The organism is Thermomonas sp., assembly GCF_020850895.1.
GTDB lineage: Bacteria > Pseudomonadota > Gammaproteobacteria > Xanthomonadales > Xanthomonadaceae > Thermomonas.
The window spans coordinates 49491-68585 of the sequence record NZ_JADZDS010000060.1 but is presented as its reverse complement, the minus strand read 5'-3'; the positions used below and the strand labels follow the sequence as shown (position 1 = coordinate 68585).

The following is a 19095-nucleotide window of genomic DNA, read 5'->3' as shown; positions in this document are numbered from 1 at the left end:
CTATCAAAATCAGCCCGCGCTCGCGGGGATGACGAGATCTCAGGACCTCCATGGATTGGACGGGCCTATGTCTATCAAAATCAGCCCGCGCTCGCGGGGATGACGAGATCTCAGGACCTCCATGGATCGGACAGACCTGTGTCTGTCAAAAGCAGCCCGCGTTCGCGGGGATGACGAGATCTCAGGACCTCCATGGATCGGACAGACCCATGTCTGTCAAAAGCAGCCCGTGTTCGCGGGGATGACGAGATCTCAGGACCTCCATGGATCGGACAGACCCATGTCTGTCAAAAGCAGCCCGCGTTCGCGGGGATGACGAGCAGGCGCGGATCAGCCGCCGCGATACTCGCGCGGGATGCGCTCATTGAGGCGGGTGAGGATTTCGTAGCCGATGGTGTCGGCTTGTTCGGCCAGATCTTCGACCCGGATCACCTCGCCACCTTGCCGGCCAATCAACGTCACGTCATCACCGTTGTAGGCGCTGCCTTGCGGCCCGAGATCGACCATGAACTGATCCATGCACACGCGCCCGACGATCGGCAGGCGCTGGCCGCGGATCAGCACCTGGCCGCGATTGGACAGCGCGCGCGGATAACCGTCGCCATAGCCCAGCGGGATGGTGACCACGCGGGTATCGACGGTCGGCGTCCAGGTGGCGCCATAGCTGACCGGTCGGCCTGCCCGCACCACCTTAAAATAGACGACCTGCGACAGCAACTCGAGCACGGGCTTGACCGCAAGCGTCCGCCGCGAGCCCGGATCCGGCTGCACGCCGTACAGCACGATCCCCGGCCGCACCATGTCCAACCAGCTTTCCGGAAAATGCAGGATGCCGCCGGAGTTGGCGAGGTGGCGGATCGGCATCGGCGCACCGAGGCGGCTGAACTGGGCGCAGGCGTCGCGGAAGCGTTCGATCTGCAGCGCGGTCATCGTTGATGCCGGATCGTCGGCACAGGCCAGATGCGAATACACGCCCTTGATCGAGCACCAGCGCGAAGCCACCGCCGCCTCGATGAAGGGCGCGCAGGTTTCGCTGTGCACACCGATGCGCTCCATCCCGGTGTCGATCTTGAGATGGATGACCGCCTTGCGCCCCATCGCCTCCGCCGTCGCCTCGACCTTGCGCAGCTTGTCCAGCGAGGACACGGTGATTTCCAGATCGTGTTCGATCAACTGGGTGATCTGGCGCCCGAGGATGCCGCCGAGGACAAGGATGGGAAGCTGGATGCCGGCACGGCGCAGGGCGATGCCTTCTTCGAGGAAGGCGACGCCGAAGTGTTCCGCCCCCTGCGCCTGCAGATGCTGGGCGACGCGGACCAAGCCGTGGCCATAGGCATTGGCCTTCAGGATCGCCATCACCGGCACCTGGACGTGGCTGCGGATCGCACGCAGGTTGCCGGAAAGCGCGTCGAGATCGACCACGATCCGGGTGGGGCGCTGGTTGTCGGCTTCGCTCATGGCGTACCGCCCGGACACCACCCCTGGTGCGCTTGCGCGATCTGCGTCATCAGAGATGGCCCACGGTGTCGTAGGCAAGGTTGTCGAAACGGGTGTATTCGCCGAAGAACTTCAGCTTGAAGCTGCCGGTCGGGCCGTTGCGCTGCTTGCCGATGATGATTTCCGCCAGCCCTTTGTCCGGTGACGTTTCCTTGTGGTAGTACTCGTCGCGGTAGATGAAGACGATCATGTCGGCGTCCTGCTCGATCGCGCCGGATTCACGCAGGTCGGCCATCACCGGACGCTTGTCGGTGCGCGATTCCAGAGAGCGGTTGAGCTGCGACAGTGCGATCACCGGCACCTTGAGTTCCTTGGCCAAGCCCTTGAGCGAGCGACTGATCTCGGAAATCTCGGTGGCACGGTTCTCGCTGTTGCCGGGGACCTGCATCAGCTGCAGGTAGTCGATCACGATCAGGCCAAGGTCGTGCTCGCGCTTGAGCCGGCGCGCCTTGGCGCGCAACACTTCGGGCGACAGCGCCGGGGTATCGTCGATGAAGATCTTGGCGCTGCTGAGCTGGGCGATCGCGCCATGCACCCGCCCCCAGTCCTCGTCCTGCAGGTCGCCCACGCGCAGCCGCCCGGCATCGATGCGCCCCAATGAAGAGATCAGGCGGAGTGCGAGTTGCGAAGCCGACATTTCCATCGAGAAGACCGCGACCGCCTTCTTCGACTTGAGCGCTCCGTATTCGGCGATGTTCAGCGCCAGCGTGGTCTTGCCCATTGCCGGACGCGCAGCCAGCACAACCAGGTCGGTCGGTTGCAACCCGGCGGTCATGCGATCGAATTCTGTGTAGCCAGTGGGCAGGCCAGTGACGCCACCGCCGTTCTCCGCACGTTGCTGCAGGACCTCGAAGGCCTCGCCCAAGGCCTGGTTGACGGCGATGAAATCCTGGCGTCCGTGCGTGTGGCTTTCGGCGATCGCGAACACCTCCTGCTCGGCCTTGGCCAGCAGCTCACTGGAATCGCGACCTTCGGGCTGGAAACCATCGTTGACGATGGTGGTGCCGACATCGATCAGGCGGCGCTGGATCGCCTTGTCGCGCACAGTGTCGGCATAGGCGTCAATGTTCGCCGCACCGGGAACGTTGGCCGCCAGGCTGATCAGGTAGGTGGTATCCAACCCTTCGACGAGCAGGCCCTGGGATTCGAGCCATTCCCCGACGATCAGCACATCGCAGGGCCGGTTCTTTTCGGCCAACTCGCGAATCGCGCGGTAGATCAGGCGGTGGTCGCGGCGGTAGAAATCCTCGTCGACGAGGCGATCCGCAACCCTGTCGAACGCGCGCGGATCCAGCATCAACCCACCCAGCACGGCCTGTTCGGATTCGATCGACTGCGGTGGAATGCGCAGCATTTCGACCCGCGCATCACTGCGTGACGCAAAGCCGAAGTCACGACGCGCTCCCGTGCCTGCCGTCATGGATTGGGGCTCCCTTTTCCTTGCCGCGCGTCCACGCCGGACGCACTGGATTCCAAGTCATCCATCGTAGATCGCCATCGACCGCGAGGGTTGCAGACAAGTCATGGGACATCCTGTGGACAACCCGTCTCACCGGCTGCGACCCGTGGCCCCACCCGGGATTCGAATCCAAAAATGCAACGGGCGCCCGCAGGCGCCCGTCACCGTTCACCGAGGGCCCGCGATCAGGCGGCTTCGGGAACCACCACGACCTTGACCGCAGTTTGCACGTCGGCGTGGAGGTGGACATGCACTTCGAATTCGCCGACATGGCGGATCGAACCTTCGCCCATCGTCACTTCCGAATTGTGCACTTCCACCCCGTGCTGGCGGCCGAGCGCGTCTGCGATTTCGCGCGGACCCACCGACCCGTACAGCTTGCCTTCGGTGGACGCGTTGGCGGCGATCGTCACGCTGGCACCATCGAGCTTGGCAAGGCGTGCGTTGGCGGCATCCAGCGTCGCCTGTGCCTTGGCTTCGTATTCGGCGCGGCGCTTTTCGAACTCCGCAAGGTTGGCGGCGGTGGCCGGAACGGCCTTGCCCTGTGGCACGAGGTAGTTGCGACCATAGCCCGGCTTGACCGTGACCTTGTCACCGAGGTTGCCGAGATTGGTGACTTTCTGCAGGAGGATCAGTTGCATGTCAGTGCTCCGTATTCGTTAGCGACGCTTGGGCGCCGCAACGGTTGCTGTCCGAATGGACGGGTAGGTAACGCTTGACGCACAGCCTGCGAAGGCGTGGCCAGGCGCGGGAGATCGCGCGCACCGCTTTGACATGGGTCAATGAGGATGCGCGCGGCCGATCAGCGACAACGCCACGCCGAGCAGGCGAAGCATTCAGACGTGGTGGTTGTCCGTGTAGGGCAACAACGCCAGGAACCGAGCGCGCTTGACTGCACTCTGCAACTGGCGCTGGTAGCGCGACTTGGTCCCGGTGATGCGGCTGGGCACGATCTTGCCGGTTTCGGTGATGTACTGGCGCAGGGTGCCCAGATCCTTGTAATCGATCTCGGTCACGCCTTCGGCGGTGAAACGGCAGTACTTGCGGCGGCGGAAGAATTTGGACATGGTCAGGCTCCTCAGGCGGCTTCAGCGGTGTCGTCGGCGCGATCGGAATCGGCCAAGCCATCGTCGTCACGATGGCGACGCTCGCCACGATCGCCCTTCTCGTCCTTGTTCTTCATGATCGGGGACAGTTCGGTGACGGCATCGTCGCGGCGCATGGCCATGTGGCGCAGGATCGCGTCGTTGAAACGGAAGCTGTCGACCAGTTCATCCAGCGCGGCTTGGCTGGCTTCGATGTTGAGCAGCACATAGTGGGCCTTGACGAGGTTCTGGATCGGATAGGCCAGCTGGCGGCGCCCCCAGTCCTCGAGGCGATGGATCTTGCCGCCGGCAGCTTCGATCGAACCCTTGTAGCGTTCGATCATGGCCGGAACCTGCTCGCTCCGGTCCGGATGGACCAGGAACACGACTTCGTAATGACGCATGGTGGTTTCCTTGTGGATGGTGGCAAGCATTCGTTTGCCGGTCAGCCCTCGGCCACCGACTTCCTGGCGAAGCACGGCGCGTTCGGGCAAGGCCCCCCGCGTACGGGAGCCGCCCATTATGTTAAATCAAGGCCTTGCGCGCAAGTTCCAGCCCTGCCCGACGGCAACTGGGCCTGAACGGGTTCGGAGCATCCCCTGAGGATGTTTGTGTCGATCGATCCCGACCACGCAAGACCCACATCGAACCGTGCGATTTCCTTGCCAGGCATTCTCCCGTCGCGTTCTCCATCCCGGCAGGCACCGCACTGCGGGCCCAGATCGCCAGCGCCCTGCATCGCTTCGGCGATCGTCGACTCGACCGTGCCGGGCACTGGCATGCTGCTCGGTGGATGACGCTCTCCGGTAAACTGCGCGGCCTGACTTCGCGAAACGAGTTTGCAACGATGACGACGATTTCCGTGGCCCAGGCCTTGGCCGGGCACGTGCCGGAAGGTGGCCAGGTGACCGTGCGTGGCTGGGTGCGCACCCGCCGCGATTCCAAGGCGGGCCTGAGTTTCGTCAACGTCAGCGACGGCTCCTGCTTCGCGCCGATCCAAGTGGTTGCGCCGGACACCCTGCCGAACTACGAAGCCGAGGTGAAGCACCTGACCACGGGATGCGCCGTGGTGTGCAGCGGCACGCTGGTGAAGTCGCAGGGCCAGGGCCAGAGCTTCGAAGTGCAGGCGTCCGCGGTCGAAGTCGTGGGTTGGGTCGAGGATCCGCTCACCTATCCGATGCAGCCCAAGCAGCATTCGCTGGAATACCTGCGCGAGTTCGCCCACCTGCGCCCACGCACCAACCTGTTCGGCGCGGTGACGCGTATCCGCCATTGCCTGGCGCAGGCGGTGCACCGCTTCTATCACGAGCGTGGGTTCTACTGGATCAGCACGCCGATCGTGACCACCTCCGACGCCGAAGGCGCGGGGCAGATGTTCCGCGTCTCCACCCTCGACATGGCCAACCTGCCGCGTGACGGCAAGGGCAACGTCGATTTCTCCCGTGACTTTTTCGGCAAGGAAACCTTCCTCACCGTCTCCGGGCAGCTGAACGTCGAAGCGTTCTGCCTGTCCCTGAGCAAGGTCTACACCTTCGGCCCGACCTTCCGTGCCGAGAACAGCAACACCAGCCGCCATCTGGCCGAGTTCTGGATGATCGAGCCGGAGATCGCCTTCGCCGATCTGAACGACGATGCCAACCTCGCCGAGGACTTCCTGAAGTACCTGTTCCGCGCGGTGCTCGAAGAGCGCGGCGACGACATGGCCTTCATCGCCGATCGCGTGCAAAAGGACGCGATCACCCGGCTGGAGGCCTTCATCAATGCGCCGTTCGAGCGCATCGACTATGGCGATGCGGTCAGCCTGTTGCAGACGTCCGGCAAGACCTTCGACTTCCCGGTGGAATGGGGCCTGGACCTGCAGACCGAGCACGAACGCTGGCTGACCGAGGAGCACGTCGGCCGGCCGGTGGTGGTGATGAACTACCCCGAACAGATCAAGGCCTTCTACATGCGCTTGAACGACGACGGAAAGACCGTCGCCGCGATGGACGTGCTGGCGCCCGGCATCGGTGAAATCATCGGTGGCTCCCAGCGCGAGGAGCGTCTGGACGTGCTGGACGCGCGGATGGCGCAGTTCGGCCTCGACCCGGCGCATTACGGCTGGTATCGCGATTTCCGTCGCTATGGCACGGTCCCGCATGCCGGCTTCGGCCTCGGCTTCGAGCGGCTGGTGGTGTACGTCTGTGGCCTCGCCAACATCCGCGATGCGATCGCCTACCCGCGTGCGCCGGGCAGCGCCGAGTTCTGATCCTCGCACCCGGCCCGCATGGACACCGACGTCATCCTGTTCCTCGCCCTGCTGTCGTTCGCGCTGGCCATCGCCGGGGCCACCGCGTTCGTGATCTTCTGGCCACTGACCTTGGTACACATCCGCGATCGCCACCCACGGATCAAGGCACAACTCGGGCCCGGCGCGTTCCTGCGGCCGACGGCGTTGTTGTGGTTGCTGCGCGGCGGCTACCGGACGACGCCCGACGGCAACCTGTCCGCGCTCGCCACCCCGTCACGGATCGCGCTGCTGGTTATCCTGCTCGGCCTGGCACTGGGCGCGATGCTGTGGACCATCGGCAAGGCACTGGGTTGAACGGCACCATGAAGCCAACCGGCCGGTCGCTGCGCGGCGTCATCCACCTTGGCGTGCACCGCTTCCGGCAGCCTGCGTGCCTGCCGGTGCTGGCTTCCGCGCTGGCGCAGCGGGTGGAGTCGGGACTGGCGCTGGTGCAGGCACGCTGCCGTTGTCTTCCTGCAGTTCGGGCTTGAAGGGAATCACCGGTGCCGGCCGGCCGGTGGCGGGTTGCTCGTTGACATCGGGATTGACCGGCAGGCAGCCGCCACCGAGTTGCAGCAGCGAGACCACGCACTTCAAGGAAACACCGGTTCCGGGAATCGGGATCGACAGTTCCTTGATGCCACGTCGCACCCATTCGTCCAGCAAAGTTCCAGACGGAATCCAGTATTTGTCGAACCGGGTGCCGCGGTATTCGAAGCCGGGACGCTTCAGCCACGATCCAGTGCGATCAAGATCGACGCCGGAATTGGCCGACCACTGATCCGGCAGGCGAACGCTGCCATCGTCATTGAACAGCCCCGGCTGGCCTTGGCCATTGCCGTTGTTGCCGCGCCCTGCGCCGTTGTTGCCATTACCGCCGCGACCATCGCCGGTGCCGGTGCCGGGGGCATTGCGGCTGGAGGCTCCCCAATCATCGCTGCGCGCCGCACCCGGCCAGCCGCCCGGGGCTGCGCGCACGCCAGGCCCTGCCCCCGCCCCGGTCGCGGAAGCACCGCGACCTCCCTGGGTTCCGGGCGCGGTGCCGTGCCCGGTTCCGGCCTGTGCCTGTCCCTGGCCTCCGGTTTGGGTCGCATTGCCGCCCGCACCACGTGCAGCGGAATCGCCAAGGGCTGCGGCGCCGCTGCCTGCCGACGTGCTGCTCCCCCCAGAGCCAGTTCCAGTTGGAATACCGCGAATTTCGCCAGTCAGCGCGGGAACCCGAAGTTGCGCAGTTCCATTGGCGGTGGAGGGCAGCGGGCGTTCGCGCATGATCCTGGACGCATCGGGCGAGAGCACCTCGAGTTCACGGACCGTTTCCCGCAGTTCCTGTGGTCGCAGTTGGGGCTGCGGCTGGTGCACCTCCAGGGTGCGAATCGGTTGCGCACGCAAGGTTGTGATCGACTCGACCTGCGCTTGCAGCTGAACCTCGCGCGGTTGCGCCGGAGTGGGCATGCTGAGCTCACGCGGAGGTGGCAAGCGGAACGCATCGGGGGTCGGCTGAGGCACGGCGCTGACCTGCAGTGGCTGCTCCGCCGCAGCGTCCTGGATCGGCGTAACCTGCACGAGGTTCGGGGCTTGGGAGGCTGTCAACTGCGCAGGCGGCACCGTCACCTGTTCCAACTGCGGCCGCGCGCTGGCTGCAGCGGGACTGGCCGCCGCCACGACGGCACTGCCCGTCGGCTTGCCTGCCGCAGCAGACGACGCTGCCGCCGGTGCAGCCTCAGCGCCCTCGGTGGCGAGTGCACCCCCGCCTTCACGGACATTGCCACGACCGATGAACTCCACCTGCACTGCTTCGCTGCCCCCGCCATCGTCTTCTTCGGATTGGGGGACGGCATACAACTGCAGGTACATCAGCCACAGCAACAGCCCGGCAAGGATCAGGTGCAACAGGATGTCGGCTGATGTCGCGCCGATCCGCAGCCTGCGCTCATCGCGCGGATCGTAAGGACGGCTCAGGCGCAGCAGCTGGAAGAACGGCCGCGCCAGGCCCTTGGCTTTCCCGGGACGCTGCAATGGGTGGGTTTCCAATGCGGCAACCCAGGACTGCGAATCCGGACGCAGCCCGCGCTTGACGGCAGGCTGCATGGTGTCCAGCCAGGATTGCCAGCCCGTCGGCAACCCCTGGGTATCGGACGCCTCGCGGCCGGTCTTGAGCCGCCAGCGCTGATTGAGCGCGGCGATGAATTCAGCAGCCTTCTTCACGCGCGAGCAGTCCCGTCAGGCCTTGCCGTAGGGGGATGCGGACGCCGCTTGGCTTCCACGCGCCGCGTAGGGATTGGCACCGCTGTCGTGGTCGGTGATATCGACCACCCGACGGACGCCGGCCACTTGCGCCAACAGCGTTTTCTCGACGCCTTGCTTGAGGGTGATGTCGACCATGCTGCAGCCGTGGCAACCGCCGCCGAAGTTGAGCCGAACCACGCCATCGTCACCGACGCCGGCCAGCTCGACGTGGCCCTTGTGCATGGCCAACTGCGGATTGATGTCGTTGTCGATGATCCACTGGACGCGTTCGGCCAGTGGGGCATCGGCTGCAGGAGTCACGCCCTTGATTCGCGGCGCGCGAATCTGCAGTTGTCCCCCGGTCGGATTGGTTTCGTAGTCGATCAGCGCACCCTCCAAATAGGGTGCACTGGGCGCATCAAGCCACAGGACGAAACCGGCACAGTCGACCACCCATTCGTCGCCGTTGAGTTCGTCGGGCTCGGCGAATTCCAACCGGACATCGGCGCGCTGGGTCCCCGGATTCAGCGCAGACAGGCGCACACCGAGCCCGGGAATCGCTTCGCGCTCGATCAATTTGCGGAAATGTGTCTGCGCCGCATCGGAAATCTGGATCAACCGTGCACTCCCACTCCCCAAGACGCGCGCCAAACGTTCGGAACGACTTCGGAAATCTGCCTCGCGCGGCTATTCTAGCGGCAGCCCGGCCCATCTGTGCACCCGGGTGGCATTGCAGCCGGAGAATCCCCCGATGACCAATCAAACCCCACTCGCCAACGCCCATTGCGTCCCGCGCCGGGGCCACGAACACCGCCTCGGCGACTTCGACGTGAGGGAATTGCTGGCCCAGGTGCAGGATTGGAGCCTGATTGAAGACGGCCACGCCATCAGCAAGACCTTCCTGTTCCCCGACTACTACCACACCCTCTCGTTCGTGAACGCGCTGGCCCACGTCGCCAATCGCGAAGACCACCACCCCGATCTGTCGGTGCACTATGACCGCTGCGTGGTGCGTTTTTCCACCCATGATGTCGGTGGATTGTCCGAAAACGATTTCATCTGTGCCGCCAAAGCCGACCTGCTGGCCTGAACGCACGTCCCAGCCAGCTTCAGCCCACGGCAGACCGTCTACTTCAGTTGCTCGCCATACCCTGCGCGCGCCTTCAGGAACAGGTCGAACGGGAACTTGATCGGCACGCCTTCCAACGCCGCCGCCAGCATTTCCAGGTGGCCTTCGAAACCGGCACAAGCCTTGGCCGCGTCCTCGCCGGCGGGGAGTCGCACCTGCAATTCCAGTCGAGTGCCCTCGCCGTCGACCTGCAATTCCCAACGCAACGGGCGCTGCGGCTGGCCGGGACTGCTCCATGAATATTCCAGCACGCGTTGCGTCGCAAACTCCGTCACCGTGCTGTCGATCAGCGTGCCGCTGTCGGCGAAGTCGATCCGCACCGCACCGCCTGCCCGCAATTCGATCGTGCCGGGCGCCAGCCACTGCGCCATTGCCGCCGGCTCGGTCAGCATCGCCCAGACCGCCGCGGGAGGGTGCGCCAACAGTCGTTGCAAGCGGCCTTCGAATCCGGCCTCGGTACGCTGCAATCGGCCGAGTGCCAAGGCGTCGTCATTCATCTGCCATCTCCATTGCGATAACGCCATGTTCGATGACGTGCGCGCCGGCGTCGTTGATCTTGATCAACCCGGATGCGGGCCGATGCAATTTGATATTTAAATTTAAATATATGTTACAATATACTGATATATTTACAATTTATTCAGAATCTCGACGAGATCGGAGGCCAAGGCCGCATTGAGCAAGTAAGGCGTGCGTCCGCCGTCAAGCGCGAACTCCATCGACGAGGCATGCAGGAACAGTCGCCGCAGGCCGGCCTTCTCGCGCAGGCGACGGTTGGCCTCGGGATCGCCGTATTTGTCGTCGCCCGCCACCGGGTGGCCGATGTGCTGGGCGTGGACGCGGATCTGGTGGGTGCGACCGGTGGCGATGCGCACTTCGCAATAGCTCTGGCCGCCGCGCCGCTCCAGCACCCGGAATTCGCTGAGGGACGCCTTGCCGGCCGCGCTGACCTGCACATGGCGCTCGCCGCCCTGCCGCAGGCCCACGTGCAGGGGTGCATCCACCGCCATCGTGCCATTCGGCAGCCGCCCGACCAGCAAGGCCAGGTACCTTTTGTGGACGCCGGCGCCATGATCCTCGCGCAACAAGGCCTGCAGCTCGGTCATGGCCGAACGCTTCTTGGCGAGGATCAGCAAGCCGGACGTATCGCGGTCCAATCGATGCACCAGCTCCAGTGTGTCACGCGGGCGCAGTGCCCGCAGTGCCTCGATCGCACCGAAAGCCACGCCACTGCCGCCGTGGCTGGCCACGCCGGAGGGTTTGTCGATGGCAAGCAGGCGCGCATCCTCGAAGACGATCGAAGCATCGAGCGCCTGCAGCAAGCTCTTCGGCGGCGAACGTCCGGCATCGTGCGGCGTTTCGAGCCGAACAGGCGGAATCCTGACCTCATCTCCCGCTTCCAACTTGCGCTCGGCCTTGGCCCGTCCGCCGTTGACCCGCACCTGCCCGCTGCGGACCAACTTGTAGACGAGGCTGCGCGGCGCACCCTTGAGCTGACCGAGCAGGAAGTTGTCGATGCGCTGGCCGGCGCGGTCTTCCGGCACGCGGACGATGCGGACACCGGGATTGGGCGGTTCGGGCTGTGTCATTGGAAGCTGATCTGCTACACTCGGGGGGCGATGCAACGGTTTGATTTCGCGGGAAGTACCGGGCGCAAGGTGCGCCCTTCGGCCGAAAGCCGGCCTTCCCGACGATCCCCGCCGCAGTGAGGTTGCCACCACCCTCGGGGTGGACATGTTAACGACTGCGCGGCAAGCCCGCCCATCACCGGCCTCAGGGTCGTGACTTTGCCGCTGAACAACGTCCCGCGCGACGCGCCCTGCCCAACCGGGCTTGGGCGGCAGTCGCCGGTCCTGCAACATACAACCAAGGAACAAGCGCTCCCGCGGTCCGCCGTGGTGTGGCAGCGCTGGAAAACTGGAAGGCTGTACGGTCCGCGCCTCGCGCGGCCGCTGCCCATGCGGTATCCAGCAGGCGAAAACGCCCGCGGCGTTCCGCTTCCCGTCCCACAGGACGAGGAGCGCCAAGGAACGCAACAATGAAGCGAATGCTCATCAACGCCACGCAGGCGGAAGAACTGCGGGTGGCCATCGTCGATGGCCAGAACCTGTACGACATCGACATCGAACAGCCGTCGAAAGACAACAAGAAATCCAATATCTACAAGGGCCGCATCACCCGGCTCGAACCGTCGCTGGAAGCCGCCTTCGTCGAATACGGCGCGGAACGCCACGGCTTCTTGCCGCTGAAGGAAATCTCCCGCGACTACTTCCAGGCCGGTGTGGACCCGCACAAGGCCAGCCTCAAGGAATTGCTCCGTGAAGGCCAGGAGGTCGTGGTCCAGGTCGACAAGGAAGAGCGCGGCAACAAGGGCGCGGCACTGACCACGTTCATCTCGCTGGCCGGCCGCTACATGGTGCTGATGCCGAACTCGCCGACCGCCGGCGGCGTCTCGCGCCGGATCGAGGGCGATGACCGCGCCGAGCTGAAGAAGGCGATGGACGCGCTGGCCATTCCCGACGACATGGGCGTGATTATCCGCACCGCCGGCGTCGGCCGCGATGCCGAAGAGCTGCAATGGGACCTGGACTACCTGCTGTCGATCTGGCGCGCGATCGCCGAAGCCGCGCTGTCCAAGCCCTCGCCGTTCCTGATCTATCAGGAAAGCCGGCTGATCGTGCGCGCCCTGCGCGACTACATGCGCTCGGACATCGGCGAAATCCTGGTCGATACCCCGGAGATGTACGCCGAGGCGCTGGAATTCGTCGAACAGGTGATGCCGCACAACAAGCGCAAGCTCAAGCACTACACTGACGACACCCCGCTGTTCAACCGCTTCCAGATCGAATCGCAGATCGAATCGGCCTACGAGCGCACGGTTCGGTTGCCGTCCGGTGGCGCGCTGGTAATCGACCAGACCGAAGCGCTGACCGCCATCGACGTCAACTCGGCGCGCGCCACCAAGGGCGGCGACATCGAGGAAACCGCCTTCAACACCAACCTCGAAGCGGCCGAGGAAGTGGCCCGCCAGCTGCGCCTGCGCGACCTCGGCGGGCTGGTGGTGATCGACTTCATCGACATGTCGTCGAACAAGCACCAGCGCGACGTCGAGAACAAGCTGCAGAACGCGCTGAAGTACGACCGCGCGCGCGTGCAGTTGGGCCGGATCAGCCGCTTCGGCCTGATGGAAATGAGTCGCCAGCGCCTGCGCCCCAGCCTCGGCGAAGCCAGCCAAATTGTTTGTCCGACCTGCGAAGGCCACGGCCGCATGCGCAGCATCGAATCGCTGTCGCTGTCGATCATCCGCGTCGCCGAAGAGCATGCGATGAAAGACAACACCGGCCAGGTGCTGGTGCAGGCGCCGGTGGAAATCGCCAATTTCCTGCTCAACGAGAAGCGCAGCGCACTGCGCGAGATCGAGGCGCGCCACGACGCGCCGATCGTGATCGTCGCCGATGAGCAGCTGCACAGCCCGCACTACGAAGTGACGCGGATCCGCAGCAACGAGATGGGCGAGGAAACCAGCAAGCCCAGCTACCAGCGCGGCACCCCACGCAAGCTCAACACGATTGCCCTGACCAAGGGCCAGCTCAACATCCCGCCGCCGGCCGTCACCAAGGTCAAGCCCACCCAGCCGGCGCCGCTGCGCGAGCCCAAGCCGATGCCGGTGATCCAGGAGACGCAGGAGACATCGGTACCGACAACACAGCGCGTCGTGCCGGACACGGCCATCCCCGCCCCTGCTGCTGAAAGCAGTGGCTTCTTCGGGTGGTTGCGCGGCTTGTTCGGCACCACTCCGGAGCAGACCACGGTTGTGGCCGAGGCGCCTTCGAATGCAGCAACATCGCCTTCAGGCGATCGTGACTTGCGCAATGACCCACGCCAGCGTCGCGAAGGCCGTGGCGAAGGCGGAGGAAGGTCACAGCGCCACGCCAGGGATCAGGGGCCGCAGAAACAACAACAGACCGGCCGTCAGGACCGGAAGCAGGATCGACAGGACAAGCCGGCAATGCCCGCAAGGCAAGAACGTGCAGACGCCGCGCCCAAGCAGGAGAAACCAGAGAATCGAGCCAAGCCGCCGCGGCAACATCGCAACGAACGCCCCGGCGTCGCTGGAGATGCTCCCACGACCACAACCGCCCCTGCTTCAGCACCTGTGCCACCCCGCGATGACGTCAGTCGCCAGCCGATTGCCGCCCTTGGCACAGTGGACGCACCCGCCGACGCTTCGCTCGTTGCCGCCACGCCCCCGGTTGCCCATCAACCGGACAATGACGCCAATGCAGCCGGTTCCGAGAGTGCCAACAAGCGCCGTCGTGGTCGTCGCGGTGGCCGGCGCCGTCGGCGCAGCGCGGAGAACGGGGCAGTTGAACACGCCAACGAGCATGACGATGCACTGGAAGTCGTGTTGGATGTGGAAGCTGCCCAACCGGAATTCGAATTCAGCGATCTGGGTGTCGATGCCCCAGTCGACCTCTCGGCAGAATCGCATTCCCAACCCACGAGCGAGCAACCGTTGCAACCCGCCTTCACCCTGCAGGGTGGGCCCGCTGCTGCTTCAGCCTCCGAGTCGACAGACCTGAGCAACGATGCGCATACCGTCGATGCGCATTCCGACCTTCCGACCGCGGAAAACACCCAGGCGGATGCCTTGGGACAGGCCCAGCCAGATCAAGTTCCCTCAGGCCGGGAGCACGCGCTTTCCCCGGCCGAAGCACCCGCTGCAGAAGCCAAGGACAGTGGTGGTGCGAACGCACACGAGGCAGTCACGGAATCTGCCGCGCAATTCGAGACCGCACATGCTGATCCGGATTCCGACAGTCACTCGGCAAATTCCACTGGCAATGGTGTCGTTCCAATCCAAGTCGCGGCGAGCGAACCACGGACAGCGCAGCTGGCGGCAGCGATTGCAACCGTGATCGCCACGACCCCGCCTACCGCGCCATCGGGCCTGCCTGCCGCGAGCGAATCAGAGGCGCCTCTTCCGCTGGCTACCAGTGCGCCATCCGGATCGCAGGACGCAGTTGCGGCAGCCGGACCCATCGACGAGGATGCAGCCCGCCTGCGCGCCGAGCAGCTGCGCATCCTGTTCGAATTGGCGCGACGCCCAGACTCCGCCCCCATTGCGCCGACACCACCGGGGGATACGCCACACTCCCCCGCCCAGGGCAGTTGAGGCAGTTGAGGCAGTTGAGGCAGTTGAGGCACTTGCGACTGCCTCATGCGGGCACCCTTGGTCACGGGGTGCCCGCGGTGGTCAATGCACGGCCCGCGCCGGATCCACCAGCCCGTACTGGGTCGCAAGTCGTGCCAATGCGATGCTGTCGTGGATCCCAAGCTTGTCGAACAGGTGGGTCTTGTGAGTATTGACGGTCTTGGCGCTCAGGTTCAGGCGCTTGGCAATCGCCTCCTGTCGCAACCCCTGGTTCAGCAGCAGGGCAATCTCCAGTTCCCTCGGTGTCAGGTCGTCGAACGGAGACACCGAATCTCCCTGCAATTGCGCTAGCGCCAAGCCCTGCGCCACGGCATTGGTCAGAAAGCGCTTGCCGCGCGCCACGTCGCGCACCGCCCGCAGCAATTCGGCCGCATCGCATCCCTTGCCGACATAGCCCTGTGCGCCCGCGTCCAGCAAGCGGCGCGGCATCGGGCCATCCTCCAGGACTGAAATCGCGATCACCCTGGTCCCGTGATCACCGCGTACGATGCGCTCGGTCAGCTCCAAGCCACTCAAGCCCGGCAAGTGCAGATCGCACAGCACCACCTCCGGCTTCAGGCGCCGGATTTCCGGCAGAGCGGCCTCAGCGCTCTCTGCTTCGCCAATGACCGAGATATCGTTCTCGGCTTCGAGAATCATTCGGAATCCGGCGCGCACCAGCGCATGGTCATCGACGATGTAAACCCTGATCGGCATGCTGCCACCCCCTGATTCCATAGCCATTGCCTAGCGACAAGGTAGCGCGTGTCGCAGGCATGTCCAAGCGGACAATCCCACGAAATCGTCTAGGAAAAATCCGATCGGGGTTCAACCATCGCCGCGTCCACGTGCCGAAAGCATACGGTCGAGCACCGATTTCAATGCCAGTGGCCGCAGCGGCTTGAGCAGCAGCGGTAGCCCGGCTTCCTGTGCCGCGATGCGGACGACCCCGGTCTGGTCTGCGCTCAGGATCAGGCAGGGCGCGAACCCGAATTCCGCGCCGAGGCGTGCACGCAGGGCAACCCCGGTATCCCCTGCATCAAGGTGGAAATCGAAGATCCACAGCTCAACGCAGCCATCGCTCAGGACGGCCCGGGCTTCCTCGCCGTTCACCGCCACCTGCGGTAAACAGCCCCAGCCGAGCAGCAAGGTCGCCAACGCGTTGCCAGCGGCTGCTTCGTTGTCGACGATCAACACCTTCAATCCGGACAGGCCACGCGCCGAATTCCGCGGTTGCTGGGCACTGGCGACGCATGGTGTTGTGATGGAAAAACAGCTGCCGCGCCCCATGACGCTGCGCAGGCCGACTTCGGTGCCCAGCAGTTCGGCGATTCGGCGCGCAATCGCCAACCCGAGGCCGAGCCCTTGTCCGCGTGCGTCATCGCCACGCTGGAATTCCTCGAATATCAGTTCACGCTTCGAAGGTGCGATTCCAGGCCCGGTGTCGTGCACTTCGATGCGCAACGATTCACCGCGCCTGCGCACGCCAAGCAGCACGCTGCCTTGGGCCGTGTAGCGCAGCGCATTGGCCAGGAAGTTCTGCAGCACGCGCCGCAGCAACTGGGGATCGCTGCGCACCCAGGCGCGGGTCGGCACGAACCGCAGGCGCAGGCCGCGCTCTGCGGCCAGCAAACGGAACTGCGTGACAAGGGGATCGAGCACATCGGCCAATGGGAAATCGCGGGGCTCCGGAACCAGCCCGCCCGCTTCCAGGCGCGACATGTCCAGCAGGGTTCCAAGCAAGTCGGTGGTCGAATCCAACGCGCTGCCAACCTGCCTCGCGAGCTCGCGCTGCGGGTCCGGTCCGTGTTGTTGCAGGGTGTCGACCAGCAAGTGCGCCGCATGCAACGGCTGCATCAGGTCGTGGCCGATCGCAGCGAGGAAGCGACTCTTGGCGTCATTGGCATGCTCGGCCTCGCGCTTGGCCGACTCCAGCAGCGCAGTCCGTTCGACCACGCGCCGCTCGAGCGTTTCGTTGCTTTGCTTCAGCTCGCTTTCGGCCTGGCGGAAAGCAGTGACGTCGGTGAACGTGGCCACGAAGCCACCGCCCGGCATCGGGTTGCCGCGGATTTCGACGATGTTGCCGTCCTTGAACACGCGTTCCGAGAGGTGCGGCGTGCCTGCACGCATGTGGTCCAGCCGACGCGAAAGCGCTTCAGTCGCATGATCAGGATCGATGCCGGCAACTTCACGCAAGGCCCAGTGCGACGCATCCGCAATCGGCATGCCCACCTTCAACATGCCAGGCGGATAACCCAGCAATTCCTCGTAACGGCGATTCCATGCCACCAGGCGCAGCTGCGCATCGACCACGCTGATGCCCTGGCTCATGTTTTCCAGCGCCGCCTCCAGCACGCGCTGGTTGAATCGCAGGTCCTGCGATGCTTCATCGACGATCGCCGCCACCGTTTCCAGGTCGGCTCCCTGCGCATCGCGCCGTGCCGCATCCAGCAGCAGGCGCGCCGAGGCGCTGCCAAGGACCGCGGCAAGTTCGTGTTCCAGGCGGGATTCGATGGCCGCCGCAACCGGCCCGACTGCGGGAGCCCCTTGCAACAGGACATCCACGCGTTCAGACGGCAAGAACCGGCGTCCGGCACTGCGTAGTGCAGCCAGGCCAGCGCCACGCATCTCCGATTTCACACGTCCATCCTGACGTGCGGACAACAACAGGGTCACCACGGTTCCGATGAACAAACTGACCCCGACCGCACGTCCAACCCGACTCCATCCGGTCAGGCCAAAGACAGCATCGGGAGCCAACCACTGCTGGCCGAACGGGCCGGCTTGCAGCCAGCCGGGATCTGCTCCTGCGCTGGCTGCCAGCAACGGCACCAACATTACCCACAGCCAAGCCACGAAACTGGCGAGGATGCCGACGCTCGCAGCCAGCGGCGGAGTCCGTGGACGCCAGACAGCGAACCCCAAGGCTGGAATCAGCGTGGCCAAGGCAGAAAAGGAGACCGCTCCGACATCGGCCAAGGCCTCGCTGCCGCTGACGAGTCGGGCATACGCCCAGCCCAGCAACATGATCGCCAGGATGCCGACGCGCCGCAGCAACAGCAGGCTGCTGCGGTGGTCGTCCCCGCCGCGACCGCTTGACCACGCGCTGCGCAACAAGCCAGGAGCAAACCAGTGGTTGCCGATCATCAGGCTCAGGGTCAAGGTCGCCACGATCACCATGCCGGTGGCCGCACTCAGGCCTCCGAGGAACACCAGCAAGGCCATCCCGGCATGGCCCTGCAACAGCGGCAGCGCCAGCGCGAACATATCGGAGGGCACGCGTTCACCCAGCAGCGCCGCACCTGCGCGCGCCGCCGGCAGGGTCGGAAGCGCAATCAGCAGCAGATACAACGGGAACTGCCAGCGTGCGGTGCGCACATCATGTTCGTCGCGACACTCCACCACCGCGACATGGAATTGGTGCGGCATCACGAACATCGCCATCGCACCGAGGATGACCAGCGGGACGAAGCCACCTGCAGCTTGCGTCGTGGGCATCGTCGCCTGCATGGGGACATCGCGTAGGCCGAACCACAGGAATCCACCCAGAGCCAACATCGCCACCAGCTTGAACAGCGAGTCGAACGCCAGTGCCAGCACCAAGCCACGGTTGTGTTCGGCGGCACTGACGCGGCGGGTGCCGAACAGGATTGCAAATGCGGCCATCGCCAGTGCGACGTACAACGCCCCGTCGCGCCAGAGGGGCGGTGCCCCGTCTTCAGCCGCATCAAAACCAATCGTCGCCGCAGTCAGGCTCAGGGTGATCGCCTGCAACTGCAGTGCGATGTAGGGGATCAGGCCAAGGACAGCCACCAGGGTCACCACGGCTGCCAGCCAGGGATCCTTGCCCAAGCGGGTGGCGATCAAGTCAGCAATCGAGGTGGCATTGCTGTCCCGCGCCAGCCGTACCAGCCGCATCATGAAGGCCAGCGCCAGCGTGTAAAACAGGATGGCGCCGATGAACGTCGGCGGCAGCGGCCAACCGTAGCGCGCGGCCTGGGTGACGGTGCCGTAGAAGGTCCACGAGGTGCAATGCACCGCCAGTGACAGCGCATAGACATGGCGCCATTGCCGGGACAGCACGCCCGGATGGCGTTCGGCATACAACGCGGTCCCGAACAACAACGCCAGCCACACCAGCGCCGCCACGACCACGACCGCGATGTTCAGCATCGCACGGGCCTCGGTCTGGAGCGTGGCAGGGCATCGTGTCCGTTCATCCGGGCCGAGGATAAC

The 19095-nt window shown here is 64.9% G+C and carries 15 protein-coding genes; 4 read left to right on the top strand and 11 right to left on the bottom strand.

Annotated features, from left to right (window positions below):
* Positions 1-330: 330 nt before the first annotated feature.
* The 5 genes from alr to rpsF form a co-directional block, all read right to left on the bottom strand.
* Entirely contained in the window at positions 331-1458 is a 1128-nt protein-coding gene (gene alr, locus IT472_RS05850) for an alanine racemase (RefSeq protein WP_297179743.1), read from the bottom strand.
* Between the two features lie 49 nt (positions 1459-1507).
* On the bottom strand, positions 1508-2917 hold the full coding sequence (locus IT472_RS05845; protein WP_297179741.1) for a replicative DNA helicase: 1410 nt from the start codon (positions 2915-2917) through the stop codon (positions 1508-1510).
* 224 nt (positions 2918-3141) lie between these two features.
* Entirely contained in the window at positions 3142-3597 is a 456-nt protein-coding gene (rplI, locus tag IT472_RS05840) for a 50S ribosomal protein L9 (protein WP_297179738.1), read from the bottom strand.
* Positions 3598-3792: 195 nt separating this feature from the next.
* Positions 3793-4023 carry a 30S ribosomal protein S18 gene (gene rpsR / locus IT472_RS05835; protein WP_297179735.1) on the bottom strand — a complete coding sequence of 77 codons (231 nt, stop codon included), beginning with the start codon at positions 4021-4023 and terminating at the stop codon, positions 3793-3795.
* 11 nt (positions 4024-4034) lie between these two features.
* Positions 4035-4445 carry a 30S ribosomal protein S6 gene (gene rpsF / locus IT472_RS05830; RefSeq protein WP_297179755.1) on the bottom strand — a complete coding sequence of 137 codons (411 nt, stop codon included), beginning with the start codon at positions 4443-4445 and terminating at the stop codon, positions 4035-4037.
* Between the two features lie 443 nt (positions 4446-4888).
* On the opposite strand from rpsF, the gene asnS reads away from it, so the two are divergent.
* Both asnS and IT472_RS05820 read left to right on the top strand, forming a co-directional pair.
* A complete protein-coding gene (asnS, locus tag IT472_RS05825) occupies positions 4889-6289 on the top strand; it encodes an asparagine--tRNA ligase (protein WP_297179732.1) in 1401 nt (466 codons plus the stop codon).
* An 18-nt stretch (positions 6290-6307) separates the two neighbouring features.
* On the top strand, positions 6308-6625 hold the full coding sequence (locus IT472_RS05820) for a hypothetical protein (RefSeq protein ID WP_297179729.1): 318 nt from the start codon (positions 6308-6310) through the stop codon (positions 6623-6625).
* 39 nt (positions 6626-6664) lie between these two features.
* On the opposite strand, the gene IT472_RS05815 is transcribed toward IT472_RS05820, so the two are convergent.
* Entirely contained in the window at positions 6665-8515 is a 1851-nt protein-coding gene (locus IT472_RS05815; protein ID WP_297179726.1) for a hypothetical protein, read from the bottom strand.
* A gap of 15 nt (positions 8516-8530) precedes the next feature.
* Positions 8531-9154 (bottom strand): NfuA family Fe-S biogenesis protein, encoded by a 624-nt coding sequence (locus IT472_RS05810; RefSeq protein WP_297179722.1) that lies wholly within the window; start codon positions 9152-9154, stop codon positions 8531-8533.
* 133 nt (positions 9155-9287) lie between these two features.
* Between IT472_RS05810 and IT472_RS05805 the strand changes: the two genes are divergently transcribed.
* Entirely contained in the window at positions 9288-9626 is a 339-nt protein-coding gene (locus IT472_RS05805; RefSeq protein ID WP_297179719.1) for a 4a-hydroxytetrahydrobiopterin dehydratase, read from the top strand.
* A 38-nt stretch (positions 9627-9664) separates the two neighbouring features.
* On the opposite strand, the gene IT472_RS05800 is transcribed toward IT472_RS05805, so the two are convergent.
* Together IT472_RS05800 and IT472_RS05795 are read right to left on the bottom strand one after the other, a co-directional pair.
* Positions 9665-10162, bottom strand: coding sequence for an SRPBCC family protein (locus tag IT472_RS05800; protein WP_297179716.1), 498 nt, complete (start codon positions 10160-10162; stop codon positions 9665-9667).
* Positions 10163-10294: 132 nt separating this feature from the next.
* Positions 10295-11254 carry an RluA family pseudouridine synthase gene (locus tag IT472_RS05795; RefSeq protein ID WP_297179713.1) on the bottom strand — a complete coding sequence of 320 codons (960 nt, stop codon included), beginning with the start codon at positions 11252-11254 and terminating at the stop codon, positions 10295-10297.
* Between the two features lie 458 nt (positions 11255-11712).
* On the opposite strand from IT472_RS05795, the gene IT472_RS05790 reads away from it, so the two are divergent.
* Positions 11713-14841, top strand: a complete 3129-nt coding sequence (locus IT472_RS05790; RefSeq protein WP_297179752.1) for an Rne/Rng family ribonuclease — start codon at positions 11713-11715, stop codon at positions 14839-14841.
* Between the two features lie 81 nt (positions 14842-14922).
* On the opposite strand, the gene IT472_RS05785 is transcribed toward IT472_RS05790, so the two are convergent.
* Positions 14923-15576 carry a response regulator gene (locus IT472_RS05785; RefSeq protein WP_297179710.1) on the bottom strand — a complete coding sequence of 218 codons (654 nt, stop codon included), beginning with the start codon at positions 15574-15576 and terminating at the stop codon, positions 14923-14925.
* 111 nt (positions 15577-15687) lie between these two features.
* Entirely contained in the window at positions 15688-19032 is a 3345-nt protein-coding gene (locus IT472_RS05780) for a PAS-domain containing protein (RefSeq protein WP_297179707.1), read from the bottom strand.
* Positions 19033-19095: the final 63 nt, after the last annotated feature.